The 17,695-nt window shown below is 59.9% G+C and carries 20 protein-coding genes; 6 read left to right on the top strand and 14 right to left on the bottom strand.

Translation table 11 applies throughout. The annotated features are described in order from the left end of the window. Positions 1 to 51: 51 nt before the first annotated feature. From ACW9JE_RS20110 to ACW9JE_RS20085, 6 genes are all read right to left on the bottom strand, one after another. Positions 52 to 705 (bottom strand): O-methyltransferase, encoded by a 654-nt coding sequence (locus tag ACW9JE_RS20110; protein ID WP_457433722.1) that lies wholly within the window; start codon positions 703 to 705, stop codon positions 52 to 54. Between the two features lie 18 nt (positions 706 to 723). Further along, positions 724 to 1,260, bottom strand: a complete 537-nt coding sequence (locus tag ACW9JE_RS20105) for a C40 family peptidase (protein ID WP_457433721.1) — start codon at positions 1,258 to 1,260, stop codon at positions 724 to 726. 164 nt (positions 1,261 to 1,424) lie between these two features. Then, the gene (locus ACW9JE_RS20100; RefSeq protein ID WP_224541582.1) at positions 1,425 to 2,075 is read right to left on the bottom strand and encodes a C40 family peptidase; all 651 of its coding nucleotides are present in this window, start codon (positions 2,073 to 2,075) and stop codon (positions 1,425 to 1,427) included. Positions 2,076 to 2,300: 225 nt separating this feature from the next. Beyond that, positions 2,301 to 3,005: a DnaA regulatory inactivator Hda gene (gene hda, locus ACW9JE_RS20095; protein ID WP_175379150.1), complete on the bottom strand. Its 705-nt coding sequence runs from the start codon at positions 3,003 to 3,005 to the stop codon at positions 2,301 to 2,303. Positions 3,006 to 3,201: 196 nt separating this feature from the next. Then, positions 3,202 to 4,275 carry an AI-2E family transporter gene (locus ACW9JE_RS20090; protein WP_224541584.1) on the bottom strand — a complete coding sequence of 358 codons (1,074 nt, stop codon included), beginning with the start codon at positions 4,273 to 4,275 and terminating at the stop codon, positions 3,202 to 3,204. Positions 4,276 to 4,311: 36 nt separating this feature from the next. Continuing rightward, on the bottom strand, positions 4,312 to 5,373 hold the full coding sequence (locus ACW9JE_RS20085) for a DUF2066 domain-containing protein (RefSeq protein ID WP_457433720.1): 1,062 nt from the start codon (positions 5,371 to 5,373) through the stop codon (positions 4,312 to 4,314). Positions 5,374 to 5,756: 383 nt separating this feature from the next. On the opposite strand from ACW9JE_RS20085, the gene purM reads away from it, so the two are divergent. From purM to ACW9JE_RS20070, 3 genes are read left to right on the top strand one after another with little or no spacing between them, the layout of a single operon-like run. After that, the gene (gene purM / locus ACW9JE_RS20080; protein ID WP_224541589.1) at positions 5,757 to 6,815 is read left to right on the top strand and encodes a phosphoribosylformylglycinamidine cyclo-ligase; all 1,059 of its coding nucleotides are present in this window, start codon (positions 5,757 to 5,759) and stop codon (positions 6,813 to 6,815) included. Next, on the top strand, positions 6,815 to 7,465 hold the full coding sequence (gene purN, locus ACW9JE_RS20075) for a phosphoribosylglycinamide formyltransferase (protein ID WP_457433719.1): 651 nt from the start codon (positions 6,815 to 6,817) through the stop codon (positions 7,463 to 7,465). The genes purM and purN overlap by 1 nt, the downstream gene beginning before the upstream one ends. An 8-nt stretch (positions 7,466 to 7,473) precedes the next feature. Next, the gene (locus ACW9JE_RS20070; protein WP_224541592.1) at positions 7,474 to 8,187 is read left to right on the top strand and encodes a DUF3108 domain-containing protein; all 714 of its coding nucleotides are present in this window, start codon (positions 7,474 to 7,476) and stop codon (positions 8,185 to 8,187) included. 215 nt (positions 8,188 to 8,402) lie between these two features. On the opposite strand, the gene ACW9JE_RS20065 is transcribed toward ACW9JE_RS20070, so the two are convergent. Further along, a complete protein-coding gene (locus ACW9JE_RS20065) occupies positions 8,403 to 8,654 on the bottom strand; it encodes a hypothetical protein (protein WP_224541595.1) in 252 nt (83 codons plus the stop codon). 384 nt (positions 8,655 to 9,038) lie between these two features. On the opposite strand from ACW9JE_RS20065, the gene ACW9JE_RS20060 reads away from it, so the two are divergent. Continuing rightward, positions 9,039 to 9,455 carry an OsmC family protein gene (locus tag ACW9JE_RS20060; protein ID WP_457433717.1) on the top strand — a complete coding sequence of 139 codons (417 nt, stop codon included), beginning with the start codon at positions 9,039 to 9,041 and terminating at the stop codon, positions 9,453 to 9,455. Between the two features lie 62 nt (positions 9,456 to 9,517). Next, positions 9,518 to 10,378: a pirin family protein gene (locus ACW9JE_RS20055; RefSeq protein WP_457433716.1), complete on the top strand. Its 861-nt coding sequence runs from the start codon at positions 9,518 to 9,520 to the stop codon at positions 10,376 to 10,378. Positions 10,379 to 10,504: 126 nt separating this feature from the next. Here ACW9JE_RS20055 and ACW9JE_RS20050 read toward each other — a convergent pair whose 3' ends face one another. The 4 genes from ACW9JE_RS20050 to ACW9JE_RS20035 all read right to left on the bottom strand — a co-directional run bounded on the left by ACW9JE_RS20050 (position 10,505) and on the right by ACW9JE_RS20035 (position 14,212). Then, positions 10,505 to 11,233, bottom strand: coding sequence for a dienelactone hydrolase family protein (locus ACW9JE_RS20050; RefSeq protein WP_175379142.1), 729 nt, complete (start codon positions 11,231 to 11,233; stop codon positions 10,505 to 10,507). A 67-nt stretch (positions 11,234 to 11,300) separates the two neighbouring features. After that, the gene (gene htpG, locus ACW9JE_RS20045; RefSeq protein ID WP_457433715.1) at positions 11,301 to 13,205 is read right to left on the bottom strand and encodes a molecular chaperone HtpG; all 1,905 of its coding nucleotides are present in this window, start codon (positions 13,203 to 13,205) and stop codon (positions 11,301 to 11,303) included. 81 nt (positions 13,206 to 13,286) lie between these two features. After that, positions 13,287 to 13,739, bottom strand: a complete 453-nt coding sequence (locus ACW9JE_RS20040) for a PaaI family thioesterase (protein WP_457433714.1) — start codon at positions 13,737 to 13,739, stop codon at positions 13,287 to 13,289. Continuing rightward, positions 13,736 to 14,212: a PaaI family thioesterase gene (locus tag ACW9JE_RS20035; RefSeq protein ID WP_457433713.1), complete on the bottom strand. Its 477-nt coding sequence runs from the start codon at positions 14,210 to 14,212 to the stop codon at positions 13,736 to 13,738. Before ACW9JE_RS20035 ends, ACW9JE_RS20040 begins: the two co-directional genes overlap by 4 nt. A 160-nt stretch (positions 14,213 to 14,372) precedes the next feature. Between ACW9JE_RS20035 and ACW9JE_RS20030 the strand changes: the two genes are divergently transcribed. Next, positions 14,373 to 14,618 (top strand): hypothetical protein, encoded by a 246-nt coding sequence (locus ACW9JE_RS20030; RefSeq protein ID WP_175379138.1) that lies wholly within the window; start codon positions 14,373 to 14,375, stop codon positions 14,616 to 14,618. Between the two features lie 78 nt (positions 14,619 to 14,696). On the opposite strand, the gene ACW9JE_RS20025 is transcribed toward ACW9JE_RS20030, so the two are convergent. From ACW9JE_RS20025 to brnQ, 3 genes are all read right to left on the bottom strand, one after another. Beyond that, positions 14,697 to 15,098: an MAPEG family protein gene (locus tag ACW9JE_RS20025; RefSeq protein WP_224541571.1), complete on the bottom strand. Its 402-nt coding sequence runs from the start codon at positions 15,096 to 15,098 to the stop codon at positions 14,697 to 14,699. Beyond that, complete coding sequence (locus ACW9JE_RS20020; RefSeq protein ID WP_224541573.1) at positions 15,098 to 15,835, bottom strand: DUF599 domain-containing protein; 738 nt, start codon at positions 15,833 to 15,835, stop codon at positions 15,098 to 15,100. Before ACW9JE_RS20020 ends, ACW9JE_RS20025 begins: the two co-directional genes overlap by 1 nt. Before the next feature lie 238 nt (positions 15,836 to 16,073). Beyond that, on the bottom strand, positions 16,074 to 17,387 hold the full coding sequence (brnQ, locus tag ACW9JE_RS20015; protein ID WP_224541575.1) for a branched-chain amino acid transport system II carrier protein: 1,314 nt from the start codon (positions 17,385 to 17,387) through the stop codon (positions 16,074 to 16,076). Between the last annotated feature and the right edge of the window lie 308 nt (positions 17,388 to 17,695).

Raw genomic sequence — 17,695 nt, 5'->3', positions numbered from 1 at the left:
AGATGGCGACTGACACTCCGCATTCGCGAGCAAGCCCGCTCCCACAAGGGATCAGCGTTTACGGCAGAGAGTGAGTCCATCCCCCAACGGCAACAACGACAGATCCACCCGCCCATCCTCCTTCAACGCCCGATTGAGCGCCTGAATCGCACGGGTATCAGCACTCTCCGGATTCTCCTCCAGCACCCGCCCACTCCATAGCGTATTGTCGAACACCGCCAATCCACCGATGCGCAACAGCCGCAACGCATGCTCCAGATAGGCCGGGTAATTCGCCTTGTCGGCATCGATGAACACCAAATCAAACTCCCCCGCCTGATCCAGCTTTCCCAGAGTCTCCAGCGCCGGCGCCAAACGCAAATCAATGCGATCAGCCAGCCCCGCCTCCTGCCAGTACCGACGGGCCGTGGCGTTGTAGTCACCGGGGATATCACAGCAGATCAATGAACCGTCGTCCGGCATCGCCGCGGCCATGCACAGCGCGCTGTAACCGGTGAAGGTGCCGATTTCAATCAGGCGTCTGGCGCCGGTGAGCTTCACCAGCAACGCAAGGAACTGCCCCTGCTCCGGCGCCACCTGCCATTGCGCCGTGGGCAAGGCCTGGGTTTCGTCACGCAGGCGCTTGAGCAGCGGTGTTTCGCGAAGGGACACGTCGAGCAGGTACAGATAGAGCGAATCGTCGAGGTTGAGCGTGCGAGCGGTCATGACCACACCCTCCGGATGTCAGGGGTTACGCGCCAGATGCTCCGGTTGCAGGACACGCTTGGCGCTCAGGTAGGCTTTCTGCCAATAAGCCTTGGACAAGCTGTCGAGCTTCACAGTGCCACCGGTGGCAGGCGCGTGGACGAAACGCCCTTCGCCCACATAAATGCCGGCGTGGCTTACCTGCGAGCCGCCATTGGTGGCGAAGAACACCAGGTCACCGGTTTGCAGCCCTTCCTTTCCGACATCGGCGGCCTGCATGACGATCATCTCCCGGGTGGTGCGCGGCAGGGCAATGCCGGTGACATCACGGTAGACATAGCCGATCAGCCCGCTGCAATCGAACCCGGAATCCGGCGTATTGCCGCCCCAACGATAAGGCGTGCCCACCAGGCCCAGCGCTCGGAACAGCACGTCTTCCGCTTCAGGGGAAAACGACTGAGAGGGACCAAAAACGATGGGAGGACGCACCACCGGCGCAGGTGGCGGCGTACGACTGGCACACGCGCTGAGCAGCGCGGCGAGGAAGATGATTGTGAGGCGGGCCGACGTCGACATAAGCAGAGCATCCTGATCTGGCTGCGGCTTTTTTCTGCAACGACGCAGAAAAGAAAACCGCCTGCGCGTCACGCAGGCGGTTTGCCATCATTCATGATCAGAATTCTAGCGCTTATGCGCCAAACTTCAAGTAAGACTTTAAGTTCGCCTTACAGATTGTCTGCTTACTTGCGCGCGGTGACGATTTCCGGCGTTGCAGCAGGCGCCATCGCGAGTGCGCGCTTGGCTTCGATGAAGGTCTTGCTCCAGTAGCTGTCGCCCAGGCTATCGATCCGCACACCACCGCTGCGGCGGCTGCTGGAATGGATGAACTGGTTGTCGCCCAGGTAGATACCGGCGTGGCTGACGCGATTACGACGGCCAGAGGTCGCGAAGAACAGCAGATCGCCCGGCTTGAGCTTGTTGCGCGAAACCAGCGGTGCGTCCACGTTGATCATTTCGCGGGTCGAGCGTGGCAGGTTCATGCCCGCTTCTTCACGGAACAGGTAACCGATGAAACCGCTGCAATCGAAACCGGCTTCAGAGGTACCGCCGAAACGGTAACGGGTACCGATCAGGGACATGCCGCGTTCGAGGATGCTGTCGGCCAGGGCCGGCAGCTGATAAGACTTGCCATCGGCAAAAGCGGCCAGTTCTTTTTCGGTCGCAACTTCGTCCTGGTAAAGAGAGTCCTGATAACGAATGGAGGACTGGACGGCGACTGGGGTTTGAACCTGCTGTTGTTGCTGTTGCTGCGACACCGGGGTGTGGGCAGCGCAACCGAAAAGCAGGGTGACGAGTGCGAGGGGCACGAGGGGTGCGAAGCGCTTTAGCATGGGCACGACCGTGGCTGATAGTTGTAAAGAAGCCGAGACTATGCCCGCTATCAAACCCATTTGCAAATTCAATCGAACTTTTTGTGACTTTCCTGTTTCGCCGCTACATCTAAGCGCTTAAGCCCAGTTTGATCGTTTGCGTAGCCTGCACCGTGCAGGAAAGCGCATTTTCTGGCGCCTGAAATATGCCAGACAGCGCTGCAGCCCGCGATTTTACTGGCTTGGCTACCAGCCCAGAGTTTCTTTAAGGAACGGAATGGTCAGCTTGCGCTGGGCTTGAAGGGAGGCCTGATCGAGGCGTTCGAGCAATTCGAACAGCGCACTCATGCTACGGGTGCCACGGGTCAGGATAAAGTGCCCGACTTCGTCGGTCAGGTGCAGGCCGCGACGGGATGCGCGCAATTGCAGGGCACGCAATTTGTCTTCATCGGAGAGCGGGCGCATCTGGAAGATAAGCGCCAGGGTCAGGCGGGATTTGAGGTCTGCAAGTTTTACCGGCAGTTCACGCGGAGAGGTCGACGCGGCGATCAGCAGACGCCGACCGCTGTCGCGCAGACGATTGAACAGGTGAAACAGCGCTTCTTCCCAGTCAGCCTTCCCGGCAACCGCCTGCAGGTCATCCAGGCAAACCAGTTCATACTGCTCGAGGTTGTCGAGGATTTCGACGCCGCGATCCATCAACTCCGCCAGCGGCAGATAAACCGCCGGCTCCCCCATCTGCTCAAAGCGCAGGCAAGCGGCCTGCAACAGATGAGTACGCCCCACGCCGTGCTTGCCCCACAGGTAAATCAGGCTTTCGGTCCAGCCGGCGTCGGCTTCGCACAGTCGCTCGACATAGCCGAGTGCAGCGGCATTGGCGCCTGGGTAGTAGTTGATGAAGGTGGCGTCGTCACGCAGACGCACACCTAGGGGCAGCTGAATCGGTTCCATGCTGACTGAACAGTTCCCAAGGAACCGTTGGTGACCTCTGTGTAAAGTTTGCGAAGTTTATACCCGTGAAGCCGACCGCACAATGCGACACACCACAAGCAAAATCAAAGGTTTGCGTTGACGGCCGGGTTTTGTGACAGATTCTCTGGCGGTGCGTGCTCAACCTGGCTTCAATCCGGGTTGAGCACGCAGAAGCCTAAAGCTCCGGCTCGTCGACACCGCTGTAGATCTCCGAATCCTTGTACAAATCGTGAACATGGCGCACCAGCACCATGATCACCGCCGCCACCGGCAGCGCCAGCAGGATGCCGGTGAAACCGAACAGCTCGCCGCCGGCCAGGATCGCGAAGATCACCGCCACCGGGTGCAAGCCGATGCGGTCGCCCACCAGCAACGGCGTCAGCACCATGCCTTCCAGCGCCTGCCCAACCATGAACACTGCAACGATGCCGACCATGGGATACAGATCGCCACCAAACTGAAACAGGCCCGCGATCAAGGCCGCGCCGATACCGATGACGAAGCCCATATAAGGAACAATCGCCGCCAGCCCGGCGATCAGGCCGATCAACAGGCCCAGTTCCAGCCCCACCAGCATCAGGCCTGCGGCATAAATCCCCCCCAACGCCACCATCACCAGCAACTGCCCACGCACGAAGGCTCCGAGCACTTCATGGCATTCGCCGGCCAGTGACACCACACGCTCCTCGCGATCACGAGGCAGCAGGCTGCGAATCTTGGCCATCATCACGTCCCAATCGCGCAGCAAGTAGAAACTCACCACTGGGATCAGCACCAGGTTCGCCAGCCAGGCCATCAGCGCCAGGCCGGAGGCCGTCGCCTGGGTCAGCACCACGCTGACGATATCGGTGGTCTGCCCCATGTGTTCGCTGATGGCAGCCTTGAGCTTGTCGAACTTCCAGAACCCTTCAGACAGGCCGAACTTCGATTGCGTCCACGGCAGTGCAGTGTGCTGCAACCAATCGAGCATTTGCGGCGCCAGCTCATACAAGCGAAACAACTGCTTGGCGAGCATCGGCACCAGCACCAATAGCAGCGCGGTGACGATAAGGGTAAACAGCGCGAACACCGCGACGACACCCAAGGTACGAGACAGCCCGGCCTTCTCCAGCCGGTCCACCAGCGGGTCGAACAGATAAGCCAACAACAGCGCCACCAGAAACGGCGACAGGATCGGATGCAACAACCAGATGAACCCGCAGAGCAGAATCACCCCACCCAACCAGAACCAACGCCGCGTATCACCCATGAACCACTCCATTGCTTCTATATATAGAAAGAAAAACTACCAGCGAAAATACAGCGCGGGCGTGGCAGCGGGCGCAGGTGCGGGCGTTGCGGTAGGAGCCGAGCCGTCGGCCGCCGGTGCAGCCGGCGCTACGGGAGCCGGCGCAGGCGCCGACACCTCCTGCAACTTCGCCAGCGACAATTGCGCGCGCAGCTGTTCGGTACTGCCGTTGACCCGATACAGGATCTTGTCGCCATTCACACTTTGCGGGCGCCCGTTGAAGGGCTCCAGCAGTCGCCCAAGCGCCGCATAACGCTCCAGGTTCATGCCTTGAACTTCCAGTAATTGCGCGGCCGAAGCCCCGGGTTTGGCGACGAAGCGCGGCGCCAGTCGCTCGTTGACCGCCAGCATCACCGCATCCGCCAGTGCCGCCTGATCGGCGCCCTCGGCAGTGCCCGCCTCCTTCTGGTCACCCAGCCACATGCGCCAATTGGCCTGCCATTTTCCGCCTTCTTCGCGGGCATGCACGGCCAGCAGGGCGTCGGCATTGTAGCGTTCCGATGCGGTGCGCAGCGGCGCAGGATCGGCGCTTTCCAGATTCGGTGCCGTGGCGACGATCTGCTCGTTCAGATCCGCCAATGGCAAACGCAGCGGCAAACCACGGTGTTGTGCCGCACGACGCAGCGGCGTCGCACTGGCCTGGCCGTCGCCGACCAGGCTTGAACCCTCGGTGGAATCATTCAACCACCAGCCCAGGATCGACGGCCGATTGGCGCCCCACATGGCCAGCCCCGCGCGGCGCAACGCCTGCCCGGTGGTGCCAGGATCGAAATCGACTTTCAACACTTCCGGCGGCCCTGCGTCGTAGCCGAACTGGCTGATGATCTGCTGCGGGTCCTTGCGGATCGCCGCCAGCCCGGGATTTTGCGCCGCCTTGGGGTCACCGGTCAGACGCAGCACCAGCGTATCGAGGGCGCGCTGAGTGGCCTGGTCGCGCTCCTCCGGCGACTGGCCGTTGACCGGTTCGCGCACCTGATAAAGCCCTTTGACGGTTTCGGCCTGGCTGACCAGGCTGATCAATGACAGACAGCCCACAAACAAGAATTTACAAAAACGCATGGAAGATTCCTGACGACAAGAGCGGCTGGAACAGACCGCATGAAAACGTTCAAGCAAGGCTGTGACCATCACCCTGCGCAAAACATTCACACGCCCCGGGTAAGTTTTCGCACTGTCATAACGATAGACGCTTAACGGCATTACTTTACGCAGGCCTGAAGGATGCCACCATCACGCGCCAATGACGGTTTTTTTATGCCGATATGCCCCTGCCGTCGGCGTGAGGATGGCCGCTGACCTTCAAGCCTGATAAAATCGCGCGCCTTCGCAGACCGGCAACAGCCGGGCACTTTCGAAATTCGCGTGAGGCAATCGCCCACTTCGATTTCGGCGGCGCCGCTGAACTCGGTCGTTACTCAGAAATTCCCCTAAAGGCCTGGATCATGAGCAAGCAACCCTCCCTGAGCTACAAGGACGCCGGTGTAGACATCGACGCCGGTGAAGCATTGGTCGAACGCATCAAGAGCGTCGCCAAGCGCACTGCGCGTCCGGAAGTCATGGGCGGCCTGGGCGGTTTCGGCGCCCTCTGCGAAATCCCGGCCGGCTACAAGCAACCTGTGCTGGTTTCCGGCACCGACGGCGTCGGCACCAAGCTGCGCCTGGCACTGAACCTGAACAAGCACGACAGCATCGGTATCGACCTGGTTGCCATGTGCGTGAACGACCTGGTGGTCTGCGGCGCCGAGCCACTGTTCTTCCTGGACTACTACGCCACCGGCAAACTGAACGTCGACACCGCCGCTCAAGTGGTGACCGGCATCGGCGCAGGCTGCGAGCTGTCCGGCTGCTCCCTGGTCGGCGGCGAAACCGCTGAAATGCCAGGCATGTACGAAGGCGAAGACTACGACCTGGCCGGCTTCTGCGTCGGCGTCGTGGAAAAATCCGAAATCATCGACGGTTCCAAGGTCGCTGCCGGCGATGCCCTGCTCGCCCTGCCGTCTTCCGGCCCGCACTCCAACGGCTACTCGCTGATCCGCAAGATCATCGAAGTGTCCGGTGCCGACATCGAGAACACCCAGTTGGACGGCAAGCCGCTGACCGACCTGCTGATGGCCCCGACCCGCATCTACGTGAAGCCGCTGCTCAAGCTGATCAAGGAAACCGGCGCTGTCAAAGCCATGGCCCACATCACCGGTGGCGGCCTGCTGGACAACATCCCGCGCGTACTGCCAAAAGGCGCCCAGGCTGTGGTCGACGTGGCGAGCTGGAACCGTCCTGCTGTATTCGACTGGCTGCAAGAGAAAGGCAACGTCGAAGAGAACGAAATGCACCGCGTACTGAACTGCGGCGTGGGCATGGTCATCTGCGTCGCTCAAGAGCACGTTGAAGCTTCCCTGAAAGTGCTGCGCGACGCTGGCGAGCAGCCATGGGTCATCGGCCAGATCGCAATCGCTGCCGAAGGCGCGGCCCAGGTCGAACTGAAGAACCTCAAGGCTCACTGATGCCTGCCACCTGTGATGTCGTGGTGCTGTTGTCCGGCACCGGCAGTAACTTGCAGGCCCTGATCGACAGCACGCGGACCGGCGACAGCCCGGTCCGCATCGCTGCGGTGATCTCCAACCGCACCGACGCCTACGGCCTGCAACGCGCCAGGGACGCGGGTATCGACACCCGCACCCTGGATCACAAGGCATTCGATGGCCGCGAGGCCTTCGATGCCGCGCTGATCGAACTGATCGACGCGTTCAATCCCAAACTCGTGGTACTGGCCGGCTTCATGCGCATTCTCAGCGCGGATTTCGTACGCCACTATCAGGGTCGCCTGCTCAATATCCATCCCTCGCTGCTGCCCAAATACAAAGGGTTACACACTCATCAGCGGGCGCTGGAGGCCGGCGACGCGGAACACGGCTGCTCCGTGCACTTCGTCACCGAGGAACTCGATGGCGGACCACTGGTCGTACAGGCAGTAATACCGGTAGAGTTGCACGACTCGCCGCAAAGCCTGGCGCAGCGAGTCCATGTTCAGGAACACCTGATCTACCCGATGGCCGTCCGCTGGTTTGCCGAAGGCCGGTTATCGCTCAACGATCAAGGTGCTTTACTGGATGGACAGTTACTCGCGGCCAGCGGCCACTTGATACGAATCTAGGAGACTTTATGCGTCGTGCCCTGCTCTTCGCTTGCGCGCTGCTCGCCCTGCCCTTCGCACAGGCGGCAGACCTTCAACCCTTCTCCGCCAGCTACACCGCCGACTGGAAGCAGTTGCCCATGAGCGGCACCGCCGAGCGCAGCCTGACCAAGGAAGCCAACGGCGTCTGGAAGCTCAGCTTCAAGGCTTCGATGATGATCGCCAGCCTGTCCGAAGAAAGCACCCTGACCGTCGACAAGGACACCCTGCTGCCGCAGTCCTACCACTTCGAACGTGGCGGCCTGGGCAAAGCCAAGAAAGCCGACCTGGACTTCGACTGGGCGGCCAAGAAAGTCACCGGCACCGACCGCGGCGACGCCGTCAACATTCCGCTCAACCGCGGCATGGTCGACAAATCCACCTATCAACTGGCACTGCAGCACGACGTGGCCGCCGGCAAGAAAAGCATGAGCTATCAGGTAGTCGATGATGGCGAAGTCGACACCTACGACTTCCGCGTGCTGGGTTCGGAAAAAGTCGACACCAAGGCCGGCCAGATCGACGCAGTCAAAGTCGAACGCGTCCGCGACCCGACACAAAGCAAGCGCACCACCGTACTGTGGTTCGCCAAGGACTGGGACTACCTGCTGGTCCGCCTGCAACAGGTCGAGACCGACGGCAAGGAGTACAACATCATGCTCCTGGACGGCACGGTCAACGGCAAGCCTGTCAAAGGCAGCTGAGCCCAAGCCCAATGAAAAGCCCCGCAATCGCGGGGCTTTTTTTCGAGCAAAGATCGCAGCCTCGTTGCACTCGACAGCTCCTACAGAAGAGAAAGCAGGCCGTCATTGTGGGAGCGGGCTTGCTCGCGAATGCGGTGTGTCATTCAAAGGTGATGTCGCCTGACACGGCCTCTTCGCGAGCAAGTCGAATCGTCGCACCGCCGCTCCCACAGGTGTTATGTGTCGACCACAAAAATGGTGAACGACACAAATCCTGTAGGAGCGAGCACGCTCGCGATGCACGACAGAACACCGCGGGGCATCAGGCAGCCAGCGTCATCGTTGACGACCATCGCGAGCAGGCTCGCTCCCACAGTTTTTTTGTGATCGACGCAACCACTGTAGGAGCCGAGCTTGCTCGCGATGAACGACGGGTCAACGCGGGGTATCAGGCAGCCAGCGTCATCGTTTACCACCATCGCGAGCATGCTCGCTCCTACAGGTGCGCGCGATATTCGCCCCCTGGTGAGGCCGAGTGGAGGTTCTGCGCAGTGGGCAACCCGGCATGGATGCCGAGTTAGCCGCCCCCGGCCATGGATGGCCGATGGCGGCGGGCCCACGGAGCAGGACCGGAAGGAGGGCATGCCGAGCCACAGCGAGGCACCGAACGTCAGGGGCACCAGCGCTTTGGTTACTTTCGCGCTCTTCGAAAGTGACCCGCTGTAAGAGCGGAACCATAAGCCGCCGTTACCGAAGCAACGGATAAGCACACAGACCCCAAGGAAAATTGGAACAACAGACAGCACACCCGCTCTATACCTTCAAAGCCGTTTTTGATCGAATGACCAATCCCGATGCCAACGAGGTTCCCCATGACAGTCACCGTCAACACCATCTCCGCCGAAGGCCTGCGTCACACCGTACAAATCGATGACCACGAACTGTTCGCCGACGCCCCCGTCACCGCAGGCGGCGAAGGTTCGGCGCCGGAGCCGCACGACTACTTCGATGCCGCACTGGGCGCCTGCAAGGCGTTAACCCTGAAGATGTACGCGAAGAAAAAGGCCATCCCCCTGACCGGCGTCGGCGTAGAAGTAAAACGCGACAACAGCGAAGAGCAAAAAGGCAAATACGCCCTGCACGTCAAACTGACCCTCAAGGGCGTCCTGACCGATGCACAGCGCGATGAATTGCACCGCGTGGCCGACCGCTGCCCGATCCACAAGCTGATGACCACCAGCGAAGTCAGCATCGAAACCCATCTTTCCGAAGGCGCGTTCAGCCAATAGCAGCATCGGTTGCGCAAGCGGGTTATGCTCGAGGGCATAACCCGCTCAGCCTGGAACGCACCATGAACACTCCGCTCGTGATCCGCCCCCGCGCAGAAGACGTCGAGGGTCAGCCGATTCTCCGCCCGCTGCCCTCGGCCAAATGCCGCAACGTCGGGCCCTTCGTGTTTTTCGACCACATGCTCGAGACGCGCTATGCCGCAGGCGATGGCATGAACATCCGCCAGCATCCGCATATCGGTCTGTCCACCCTCACCTATCTCTTCGAAGGCCAGCTTCAGCACAAGGACAGCCTGGGCTCGGACCAAGTGGTCAAACCCGGTGACGTCAGCTGGATGACCGCCGGCACCGCCATTGCCCACGTCGAGCGCACCCCCGAAGCCCTCAAGGGCCAGGATTTCACGATGCACGGCCTGCAGATCTGGCTGGCCTCCCCCCAGGAACACGAACAGGGTCCCGGACACTACAGCCATCATCCTGCTGCCACACTGCCGGTCAGCGAGAATCTTGGAGTACAGATTCGAATGATTGCCGGATCAGGTTTCTGCCTGGAATCGCCGGTGCCGGTGCTGTCCCCCACGCTGTACGCCGAACTGCACCTGCAAACGGCGACCACCCTGCTGATCCCCACCGAGCATGAAGAGCGTGCGCTGTACGTGTTGAGTGGCGAGGTACAGCTCAATGGCGAGCCGGTGGAACCCCATGATCTGGTGGTCCTGCCACCGGGAGAAGAGATGACATTGTTCGCCGATAGCGACAGTCATGCGGTGCTGTTTGGCGGGGCGCCGCTGGATGGTCCGCGGCGGATCAACTGGAATTTTGTCTCGAGCGATCCGGCCATGATCGACGAAGCGCGCAAGCGCTGGGCGGCCGGGGATTGGCCGAAGGTGCCTGGGGAATCCGAGAGGATCGAATTGCCCTGAATCGCATCACCCTTGTGGGAGCGAGCCTGCTCGCGATGGCAGCCCAGACACCGCAGGCATCCAGACAGCCTGCGTCATCGTTGACGACCATCGCGAGCAGGCTCGCTCCCACAGGGGCAAAGCCAATCAGCCCTTGAACACTTCATCCAGCAAATTGTGCATCGAGGTAAACGCCCGCGCAGCAATCTTGGCGTCATACATCATCATGCCCGGCACCTTGGCGTGCGGGTCAGTGAACGAGTGGAACGCGCCGCCGTAGCTGAGCAGCTGCCAATCCACACCAGCGGCATTCATTTCATCCTCGAACGCCGGCAACTGCTCCTTCGGCACCAATGGATCGGACGCGCCGTGCAGCACCAGCACCTTGCCCTTGATGTTCTTCGCATCCGCCGGATTCGGCGTATCCAGCGTGCCGTGGAACGAAACCGCCGCCTTCACCGGCGCACCGGTACGCGCGAATTCCAACGCGCAGCAACCACCGAAGCAGAACCCGAAGGTCGCCAGCTTCGAAGTATCGACCGCGGCCTCACCCTGCTTCTGCAACTGCTCGAACGCCGCCTGCATGCGCTTGCGCAGCAATGCACGGTCATTCTTCAGGGGCATCATCGCGGCGCCCGCCTCGTCGTTGTTCTGCGGACGAACCGATTGACCATAGATATCGGCGATCAATACCACGTAGCCCTTGGCCGCGACGGACTTGGCGATCTCCTCGGCACCCGCGCCGACGCCCATCCAGTTCGGCGCCATCAACAGGCCGGGGCGCGCGCCCTTATGGTCGGCATCGAACGCCACGCGGCTTTCGTATGGCTGGCCGTCAATCTGGTAGGCAACGGAACGTACAGTGATTTGGCTCATTTCTGACTCCTGATTGTTAAACACCAGAATGAAAAAACCCGCCGAAGCGGGTTTTTTCAGAACGCAGTTAAACCGACAGTTCAACCAACAGCTTGTTCAGCCGGCGCACATAGGCTGCCGGGTCCTTCAGACTGTCGCCAGCCGCCAGGGCCGCCTGATCGAACAGAATGTGCGACAGGTCGCCGAAGCGCTCGTCGCTCTGCTCCGCGTCGAGCTTCTCGATCAGCGGGTGGCTCGGGTTGAATTCGAAGATCGGCTTCGAATCCGGCACCTTCTGCCCGCTCGCTTCGAGGATCTGACGCATTTGCAGACCCAGGTCCTGCTCGCCGATGGCCAGGATCGCCGGCGAATCGGTCAGGCGATGGGAAACCCGTACTTCGGCAACGGATTCGCCCAGTGCGGTTTTCAGACGCTCAACCAATCCTTCTTTGGACTTGGCGACTTCTTCAGCAGCCTTCTTGTCCTCTTCCGAGTCCAGGTTACCCAGGTCCAGGTCACCGCGTGCCACGTCGACGAAGTTCTTGCCGTCGAAGTCGCTGAGGTAGCTCATCAGCCACTCGTCGATGCGGTCGGTCAGCAGCAGCACTTCGATGCCTTTCTTGCGGAAGACTTCCAGGTGCGGACTGTTCTTGACCTGCGCGTAGGTTTCGCCCGTCAGGTAGTAGATCTTGTCCTGGCCTTCCTTGGCGCGAGCCAGGTATTCAGCCAGACCGACCACTTGTTCGCCGTCATCACCAATAGTCGATGCGAAACGCAGCAGACCGGCGATTTTTTCCTTGTTGGCGAAGTCTTCCGCCGGGCCTTCTTTCATGACCTGGCCGAAGTTCTTCCAGAAGCCCTTGTACTGCTCAGGCTCGTTCTTGGCCAGCTTCTCCAGCATGTCCAGCACGCGCTTGGTCAGTGCCGACTTCATGGAGTCGATGATCGGGTCCTTCTGCAGGATTTCCCGCGATACGTTCAGCGACAGGTCGTTGGAGTCGACCACGCCCTTGATGAAACGCAGGTACAGCGGCAGGAACGACTCGGCCTGATCCATGACGAACACGCGCTGCACGTACAGCTTCAGGCCTTTCGGCGCTTCACGCTGGTACAGATCGAACGGAGCACGGGCCGGCACGTACAGCAGCGAGCTGTATTCGAGCTTGCCTTCGACCTTGTTGTGGCTCCAGCTCAGCGGGTTTTCGAAGTCGTGAGCGATGTGCTTGTAGAACTCCTGGTATTCCTCGTCCTTCACGTCGGTGCGAGGACGGGTCCACAGGGCGCTGGCGCGGTTGACGGTTTCCCATTCAACGGCCGGCTTCTCTTCGCCTTCGGCGGCTGCAGCTTCTTTGGGCAACTCGATCGGCAAGGCGATGTGGTCGGAGTACTTCTTGATGATGTTGCGCAGGCGCCAGCCGTCGGCGAACTCGTCTTCGCCGGACTTCAGGTGCAGAACGATACGGGTGCCGCGGTCGTCTTTGTCGACAGTGGCGACTTCGAACTCGCCCTCGCCCTTGGACGACCAGTGCACGCCTTCGCTAGCCGGGCTACCGGCACGACGGCTGAACACGTCGACCTTGTCGGCCACGATGAACGCGGAGTAGAAGCCCACGCCGAACTGACCGATCAGGTGCGAATCCTTCTTCTGGTCGCCCGAGAGGTTTTTCATGAAGTCGGCGGTGCCGGACTTGGCGATGGTACCCAAGTGGGTGATCACATCTTCACGGCTCATGCCGATGCCGTTGTCTTCGAGAGTGACGGTCTTGGCGTCCTTGTCGAAGCTCACACGGATTTTCAGTTCCGCGCCACCTTCCAGCAACTCAGGCTTGGACAGGGCTTCGAAACGCAATTTGTCTACAGCGTCAGAGGCGTTCGAGATCAATTCGCGAAGGAAAATTTCCTTGTTGGAATACAGCGAATGGATCATGAGGTGCAGCAGCTGCTTTACCTCGGTCTGGAAGCCCAGGGTTTCCTTTTGAGTTTCCACACTCATGGTCATCAAACTCCAATCAGATGGCGTGAGCCGCGACCAAGAGGGTCTGCGGCGGGTTGTCATGTGAGTTGGGGGCTGCATTCAGGATTTCAAGGGCTCCTCCAGTTTGAAATGCGCTCGTGCGGTGGCAATGGGTTCACCTTCGGTGCTTTGCCAGGCGGTAATCGCCACATTGCCCACCCGACGACCCTGGCGGCACACCTGGCATCTTGCCCAGGTATCGCGGAACTGTCCGGCACGCAGGTAATCGAGGGAGAAATCGATAATTTTCGGCACCCCCGGCGAGCCGGTGGTAATCAACAGATGCAGCGCCGCGGCCAGCTCCATGAAGCCGGCAATCACGCCGCCATGGATCGCGGGCAACAGCGGATTGCCGATGTTGTCCTTGTTGGCCGGCAGGCGAAACAGCAGCTCATCGCCCACCCGCGAGCATTCGAGGCCAATCAGCGTGGCGTAGGGAATCAGCTGCAAGAGCCCTGTGTAGTCGCCCTGCTCATGGGCTTTTTGCAATTGATCCTGGATACCGTCTGTCATTTCGCACCTCCGGCGATGGCACCACCAAAACCCTTGGCGCCCTTGATGCCCTTGCCCATGCGCATGAACGTGCCCACCACATGGGCGATGGGCTGTTCGGGATCGTCCTGATAGGCAAAACCGCGGGCAAAGATCACGTCGGTGGTGACCCGGTAGCACTGGGCGAAACCGTACACATCCTTGTGCGGTTCGGCGGCATGCATGTAGTCGATGCGCAGGTCGAGAGTGGGACAGACCTCGAACTCCGGCAACACACAGAGGGTGGACATGCCGCAGGCGGTGTCCATCAGTGTGGTAATGGCGCCGCCGTGGATCACCCCGGTACTCGGGTTTCCAACGATCTGCTGGCTATAAGGAAGAACTACTGTCATCCCCTCATTACTGGCGTTGTGAACTCGTAATCCGAGGACCTGACAATGACGCAAGGCTGACATGAAGCGTATCGCGCGCTCAAAAATAGGGTTTTCGGCCATCTGCAGATGCTCTATGTGAATACTTGACAAAGTGAAGTAACAATCCGCGTAAAAGTTCCGCATTAGAACAAACTTATATATCTGAAGCATTTGAGGAACTTAACCCCGGGGCCTGTGCTCGAAAGGCCAAGTAGTTATTTTCCACAAGGAGAAACACCCCATGCGTAAGACTTTAGCTATTGCCTTGATGTTGACCGCTTCCCTCGGTCTCGCTGCCTGCGATAAAAAATCCGAGGACAAAGCTCAAGATGCCAATCAACACGCCGAGCAAGCTCAGGAAAAAATGAACGAAGCTCAGGATAAGGTGAACGACGCGGCGAAAGAAAACGCCGAAGCCGCCAAAGCTCAGGCTGAATCGAACGAAGCAGCGGCAAAAGAAGCCGCGCCCGAAGCACCTAAGAACTAATTCGGTTTTTAGCGTGATAAAAGAAAACCCGCCAAGTGCGGGTTTTCTTTTGCCTGCGATTTCTTACGAGATCCAGCCTTAGAGCAAAATCGTTCGAAAAGTCGGACTAATCATCAGCAATAGCGAACAGACTAATCCCACCAGCCACACCAGGCTTCGCTGCCACGCCAGATCTTTCCAGTAACACAGCAAGTAGATAACTCGGGCGATGACAAAGACGATGGCGATCAGATCAATGAGCCAGCCCGCCGTCTGAGTGGTATGCGCCATCAGGACGCCCACCGAAAACAGGATGAACGCTTCGATACTGTTCTGGTGTGCCGCCACTGCCCGGGCGCCAAACCCGGTTAGTTGCCCCTGCTGTTGACGCGGCAGGTGATTGTCGTAACCACCCTGCTCTTTCATGGCCTTGGTTACGGGCATGCGCGCCACGTAAATCAACAAGGCACTGATAAACACACACCAGAACGGAATACTCATCAAGCGGCCTCTTTATTGACCTCGGGCAACGGCGCCTCTGTAGGGGTATAGACCATCACGTCGAGTACGTCGGAATGAAACTCGCGGCGATACAACACGATCACCACACCGGCGCTCATCAACATGAACAACCAGGGGCTGACAAACCAGGCCAGCATGCTCATGCCGAAGTAATAGGAACGCAGGCCGAAGTTGAATTGGTTGGCCGCCATGGAGATGACCCGCGCAGCGCGGTTGGCAAAGGCCTTGCGCTCCAGTTCCGAGACATGGCGTTCGCCGGCCATCGGCGCCGAGCCCACCAGGATCGCAGCAAAGTTGTACTGGCGCATGCACCAGCTGAAGGTGAAGAAGGCGTAGACGAACACCAGCGCCAGGCACAGCAACTTGATTTCCGACATGCCCTGAGAGGCCTGCTGGACCATCGGAATATCCGCCAGCAACGACACTGCACGCTCGGACGAGCCAAGCACCGTCAGGATGCCGGCCAGGATAATCAGGGTGCTGGAGGCGAAGAAAGAGGCGTTGCGCTCAAGATTGCCGATCACGCTGGCATCGGCGATACGGTTGTCACGCAGCAGCATGCGGCGCATCCAGTCTTCGCGATAAAGATGCAGCACGCTGGCCAGGCAGGCGGTGTCACGGCCTTTCCAGGTCGCATAGCGGGTGTAACCACCCCAACAGATGACGAACCAGAGCGCGGCAAGGAGGTGGATCAGGTTGGCTTGGATGAACGACATGCAGGTCCTTGTGATGTGCAGGTGGAAAACCGTACCCATGTGGGAGCGGTGGTTCGACAATTCGACTTGCTCGAGAAAGCGGTGTGTCAGTCGACATCGCCATTGAATGTTATGCCCTCTTCGCGAGCAAGCCCGCTCCCACAATAGATTTGCGTGAAGCAAAAAAATGCCCCGTATCGATTGATACGGGGCATTTCCTTTTTGCCTGATCGGCCCGCTCGTGACGGGCCGATGAAGCTTAAGCCAGCGCTTCGGCGCGCTTGCCCAGCAGGCGGTCGCAGACCACGGCGACCACCAGGGTCATCACCGACGGCACCAGCCACGCCAGGCCCTGCTCGCTCAGCGGCAGGTGAGCCAGTTGTGCCGGCATCCAGTCCGCCAGGCCCGCGCCCTTGAGCGCGTCGATCAGGCCGAACAGGAACGACACCAGCATCACCGGACCGACGATCCGGCCTTGCTCATGCCAGAAGTCTTTGCAGAAGCTCAGGGCGACCAAGGCGATGCACGGCGGGTAGATCGCGGTCAGCACCGGGATCGAGAACGCGATCAGCTTGGTCAGGCCCAGGTTGGACACCAGCAGCGAGAACGCGGCGAGGATGATAACCAGGGTCTTGTAGGACAACGGCAGCACTCGGCTGAAATATTCAGCGCAGGCACAGGTCAGGCCAACCGCCGTTACCAGGCACGCCAGAGAGATCAGCACTGCCAGGAAACCGCTGCCGAGCGATCCGAAGGTGTGCTGCACATAAGCATGCAATACCGCCGCGCCGTTGGTGGCACCAGCGGCTACTTCATGGCTGCCGGAGCCGAGGCGGAACAGGCTGACATAGACCAGCGCAAGACCGACGCCTGCAATCAGACCGGCAATGATCGCGTAACGGGTGATCAGCGCTGGCGACTCAACACCGCGGGAACGGATGGCATTGACGATCACGATGCCGAACACCAGAGCGCCGAGGGTATCCATGGTCAGGTAGCCATTGATGAAACCCTGTGAGAATGGTGCGGCGACATATTCAGGGGTGGCCTGACCGATGTCACCCGCCGGCAAGGCGAATGCCGCGATGCCCAATACCGCCAGGGCAATGATCTTCAGTGGCGCGAGGAAACGCCCCACGGTGTCCAGCAGGCGGCCCGGGTAGAGCGAGATGAAGAACACCAGCAGGAAGTACACCGAGCTGTACAGAAACAGCGCCAGCGGGCTTTCGCCAGTCAGCGGGGCCAGACCCACTTCGAAAGACACGGTAGCGGTGCGCGGCGTGGCGAACAGCGGACCAACGGCCAGGTAGCAGGCAGCAGCCAGCAGACCACCGGCGACTTTGCCGATCGGGCTGCTCAAGGCGTCCATGGCGCCACCGACCTTGGCCAACGCGACCACGGTGACCACCGGCAGGCCGACTGCCGTGACCAGAAAGCCCAGCGCCGCCATCCAGACGTTAGGCCCGGACTGCAAACCGACGATAGGCGGGAAGATGATGTTGCCGGCCCCGACGAACAGGGCAAACGTCATAAAACCAAGCGCCAGGATGTCCTGGCCTTTCAACACTTTCATTAAGGAAATACCACACTACTGAATCGGAATTTAGAGAGGGGTTTCCCTTATGGGTGAGGGAAATGCTGCCGGTCCGTATGGGACTGACCCTTTACGCGGTAGCTGCCTTGTGGGCGGCGGACGCAAAAATGGCGCGTAGCCTAACGAATTTGGGTGAAAAGCGCACTGTTTGAGGGCGTACATTCCGATCTACGACATTTTTGTGTCGCGTTTTAGCATGAAATTGTTGAGTGTCTGTAAGTCCGCTATCGCGAGCAGGCTCGCTCCCCCAGCTGAAAACTATTTTCACCGTGGGAGCGAGCCTGCTC

Source organism: Pseudomonas sp. SDO55104_S430, from assembly GCF_054070595.1.
The sequence above is the reverse complement of the archived record's forward strand: the minus strand, read 5'-3'. Positions and strand labels throughout refer to the sequence as shown.